Annotated in this window: 4 protein-coding genes; 2 read left to right on the top strand and 2 right to left on the bottom strand. The window is 74.7% G+C overall.

Annotated features, from left to right (window positions below; translation table 11 throughout):
* The coding region (locus ABEB16_RS15310) for an aggregation-promoting factor C-terminal-like domain-containing protein (RefSeq protein WP_486335990.1) at window positions 1–385 on the top strand (385 nt) is incomplete at its 5' end.
* 60 nt (window positions 386–445) lie between these two features.
* On the opposite strand, the gene ABEB16_RS15305 is transcribed toward ABEB16_RS15310, so the two are convergent.
* On the bottom strand, window positions 446–1,378 hold the full coding sequence (locus ABEB16_RS15305) for a DUF2470 domain-containing protein (protein ID WP_345713093.1): 933 nt from the start codon (window positions 1,376–1,378) through the stop codon (window positions 446–448).
* 148 nt (window positions 1,379–1,526) lie between these two features.
* Here ABEB16_RS15305 and rpsD point away from each other — a divergent pair, with 148 nt between their 5' ends.
* Window positions 1,527–2,135 (top strand): 30S ribosomal protein S4, encoded by a 609-nt coding sequence (rpsD, locus tag ABEB16_RS15300; protein WP_345713092.1) that lies wholly within the window; start codon window positions 1,527–1,529, stop codon window positions 2,133–2,135.
* A 109-nt stretch (window positions 2,136–2,244) separates the two neighbouring features.
* Here the strand turns inward: rpsD and ABEB16_RS15295 are convergent, their stop codons facing one another.
* Window positions 2,245–3,663: a class II fumarate hydratase gene (locus ABEB16_RS15295; protein ID WP_345713091.1), complete on the bottom strand. Its 1,419-nt coding sequence runs from the start codon at window positions 3,661–3,663 to the stop codon at window positions 2,245–2,247.
* Window positions 3,664–3,789 lie beyond the last annotated feature (126 nt).

The following is a 3,789-nucleotide window of genomic DNA, read 5'->3' as shown; positions in this document are numbered from 1 at the left end:
GGCGCGCCTCGCGGCCGAGGAGGCCGCCCGCCAGGCCGAGGAGGCCCGCCGGCTCGCGGCGGAGGAGGCGGCCCGCTCGGCGCTGCGCGACCCGCGCGGTGCGGCCCGGCCCCTGCTCGCCGAGCACGGCTGGGACGAGGCGCAGTTCGGCTGCCTCGACAGCCTCTGGACGAAGGAGAGCGGCTGGGACCCTCTCGCGGACAACCCGACGTCCAGCGCCTACGGCATCCCGCAGGCGCTGCCGGGCAGCAAGATGGCCTCGGCCGGCGCGGACTGGGAGACCAACCCCGTGACGCAGATCCGCTGGGGGCTGGGCTACATCGAGGCGCGCTACGGCTCCCCGTGCGCGGCGTGGGCGCACAGCCGCTCGCACAACTGGTACTGAGCCCGCCGCGGGCCCGCGACCTCCCCGCCCGGGGCGACCGGGCCGGGAGGTCGCGCGCGTTCAGCCCCGTGCGGGGCCGTCCTGCGGGACGTGGTCGTGCGGGGCGTCGCCCCGCCCCGCCCCGCCGCAGGGGCAGTCGAGGGCCGCGCACAGCGCCGCGGGCAGCTCGTGCTCGCCCGCCAGGGGGGTGGCGAAGGGCGCGCGCACCTGAACCGTCGCGCGCTCCAGCGTGCACAGGACGTCGAGGCCGTAGCGGTCGATGCCGGCCACGGAGACCTCCCGCACCTGCCGGGCCTGCTCCAGCGGCAGCTCCCGCAGCGCCCAGCCGACGAGGTGGTCGGCGTGGTGGGCCTCGAGGTGGCTGACGACGTCGTGCTCGTCGGGGTAGAGGGGGTCCGGGCGCGCCGTGACGTAGTCGTCGTCGGGCACGAGGTGCACGCCGGTGCGGGTCGTCACCCGGACCTCCCCGAGGTCGAGCCGGACGAGCCGCTTGCCGGAGCCGACGTCGAGCAGCGCGGGCACGGGGCGGGGCAGCGCCGCGGCCAGCCGGCGCTGCTCACCGGGGGGGAGCACCTGGATCCAGCCCGTGGCGCAGAGGCGGGCGCGGGGCAGCCCGGACAGCCCCGGCGGCACGTCGAGCACGTCGAGCACGGCCGGCACGTCCCGCCCGTCGGGCGCGTTGCGCAGCAGGTCGTCCAGCCGCTCGGCCAGCGGGCCGCCGTCGGCGACCAGGAGGAGGACGTCGCCGCCGCTGCCGGCGAGGTGGCGCACCGCGAAGGGCTCGGTGCGCGAGGCGGCCGCGCAGCTGCTGCCGTCCTCGTGCGGCGGGCGCGGCAGGTGCAGCGTGGCGGCCACGCTGCCCTCGGCGAGGGTGCGCGCCCACTCCGCGGGGGAGGTGCCGGGCCGTTCGGCGGCGGCGCCGTCCGCCGGCGTCCGCTGCACGCCGACGGAGGACGTACGATGGTCTGTGGCGTGGACCGAGCCGGTGCTCATGCCTGTAGTCGTGGTGATCCGTGGAGTCATGGTGAGACCTCGGGGGCTCGGAGAAGCGTCGACCTGGACGTTGTCGGGGTACTCGGACATCTCCTCACGGAGACCTCCTCGGCTAAGGTCAGGGTAACCTAACCGATCTGGAGGTGTTGTGAACAGCGCTCGACCGAAGGTGCGGATCAGCCGCGCCCTGGGTGTGGCCCTCACGCCCAAGGCCGCCCGCTTCATGGACCGTCGCCCGTACCCGCCGGGCATGCACGGTCGCAAGCAGCGCAAGCAGTCGGACTACGCGATGCAGCTGCGCGAGAAGCAGCGGCTGCGGTACCAGTACGACATCAGCGAGACCCAGCTGCGCCGCGCGTACGACCTCGCCAAGCGCAAGCCGGGCAAGACGGGCGCGAACCTGGTGACCCTGCTGGAGACGCGCCTGGACGCCGTCGTCTGGCGCGCCGGCTTCGCCCGGACGATCTACCAGGCCCGCCAGATGGTCGTGCACCGCCACCTCGTGGTGGACGGCCGTCGCGTGGACCGCCCCTCCTACCGGGTCGTCCCCGGGCAGGTCGTGGCGATCGCCCCGCGGAGCAAGACGAAGACCCCGTTCATCGTGGCGGCCGAGGGTGGCTGGTCGGACAACGAGATCCCCGGCTGGCTCGACGTCAAGCGCGACGAGCTGACCGCGACGATCCTCGCCCAGCCCCAGCGCGAGCAGATCCCCGTGACCTGCGACGAGCAGCTCGTGGTGGAGTACTACTCCCGCTGATCCGCTCCGGGCCCCGTGCCCGGACCCGTGGTGACACCCAGAGGGGCGCCGGTCCGTGCGGACCGGCGCCCCTCTCGTGCGCCCGGTGCCGATCGGCACCCGGTGCGGCTCAGGCCTTCGGCGTCGTCATCGACAGCACGTCCAGGGCGGCGTCGAGCTGCTCCTCGGTGACCTCGCCGCGCTCGACGAAGCCGAGGTCGAGCACCGCCTGGCGCACCGTGGTGCCCTGCGCGACGGCGTGCTTGGCGACCTTCGCGGCCGCCTCGTAGCCGATGACGCGGTTGAGCGGCGTCACGATCGAGGGCGAGGACTCCGCGAACCGGCGGCACTGCTCGACGTCGGCCTCCAGCCCGTCGACGCAGCGGTCGGCCAGCAGCCGCGCGGCGTTGCCGAGCAGCCGGGTGGACTCCAGCACGTTGCGCGCCATCACCGGGATCATCACGTTGAGCTCGAACGTGCCGCTGGCGCCGGCCCACGCCACGGTCGCGTCGTTGCCGACGACCTGGGCGCACACCATGAGCGCCGCCTCGGGCACGACGGGGTTCACCTTGCCCGGCATGATCGAGGAACCGGGCTGCAGGTCCGGCAGCCGCAGCTCCGCCAGGCCGGTGCGCGGCCCGGACCCCATCCAGCGCAGGTCGTTGCAGACCTTCGTCATGCTCACCGCGACCGTGCGCAGCGCGCCGGACAGCTCCACGAGCCCGTCGCGCGCGCCCTGCGCCTCGAAGTGGTCCTCGGCCTCGGTCAGCGGCAGGCCGGTGTCCTCCGCGAGCAGGGCGATGACCCGCTGCGGGAACCCCGCCGGGGTGTTGATGCCCGTGCCGACGGCGGTGCCGCCCAGCGGGACCTCCGCCACCCGCGGCAGCGTGGCCCGCACCCGCTCCACGCCGCGGCGGACCTGCGCGGCGTAGCCGGCGAACTCCTGCCCCAGCGTCACCGGCGTGGCGTCCATCAGGTGGGTGCGGCCGGACTTCACGACCCCGGCGAACTCGTCGCGCTTGCGCTCCAGCGACGCCGCGAGGTGTTCCAGGGCCGGCACGAGGTCCTCGACGACGGCCGCGGTGGCGGCGACGTGCACCGAGGTGGGGAACACGTCGTTGGAGGACTGCGAGGCGTTGACGTGGTCGTTGGGGTGCACCGCCCGCCCGAGGCGCTCGGTCGCCAGGGTGGCGATGACCTCGTTGGCGTTCATGTTCGAGGAGGTGCCCGAGCCGGTCTGGAAGATGTCGACGGGGAACTCCCCGTCGTGGGCGCCGGAGGCGACCTCGGCGGCCGCGGCGGCGATGGCGTCGGCGACGTCGCGCTCGAGGACGCCGAGCTCGGCGTTGGCCAGCGCGGCGGCGCGCTTGATGCGGGCCAGGGCCGCGATGTGGGCCTTCTCCAGGCCGGTGCCGCTGAGGGGGAAGTTCTCCACGGCCCGCTGGGTCTGGGCCCGCCACTTCGCGGCGGCGGGCACCCGGACCTCGCCCATGGTGTCGTGCTCGATCCTGTACTGCTGCTGGTCCTGCTGCTGAGCTCCGTCGGCCATGGCGTCCATCCTGCCGTGCGGGCGCCGCGCGGAGTGCAGGTGGTAGTCGAGGTCACGTCCGCCCCGGCGCCCGTGAGCGCACGCATGAAGGGCCGCCACCGCGAGACCGAGCGGCTGCTGACCGAC

Source organism: Kineococcus glutinatus (genome assembly GCF_039542765.1).
GTDB lineage: Bacteria > Actinomycetota > Actinomycetes > Actinomycetales > Kineococcaceae > Kineococcus_A > Kineococcus_A glutinatus.
The sequence above is the reverse complement of the archived record's forward strand: the minus strand, read 5'-3'. Positions and strand labels throughout refer to the sequence as shown.

What these genes read in the sequence shown, in the direction of transcription:
- ABEB16_RS15305 (WP_345713093.1), bottom strand. Translation starts at nt 1,378, where the DNA reads ATGAGCACCGGCTCGGTCCACGCCACAGACCATCGTACGTCCTCCGTC.
- ABEB16_RS15295 (WP_345713091.1), bottom strand. Translation starts at nt 3,663, where the DNA reads ATGGCCGACGGAGCTCAGCAGCAGGACCAGCAGCAGTACAGGATCGAG.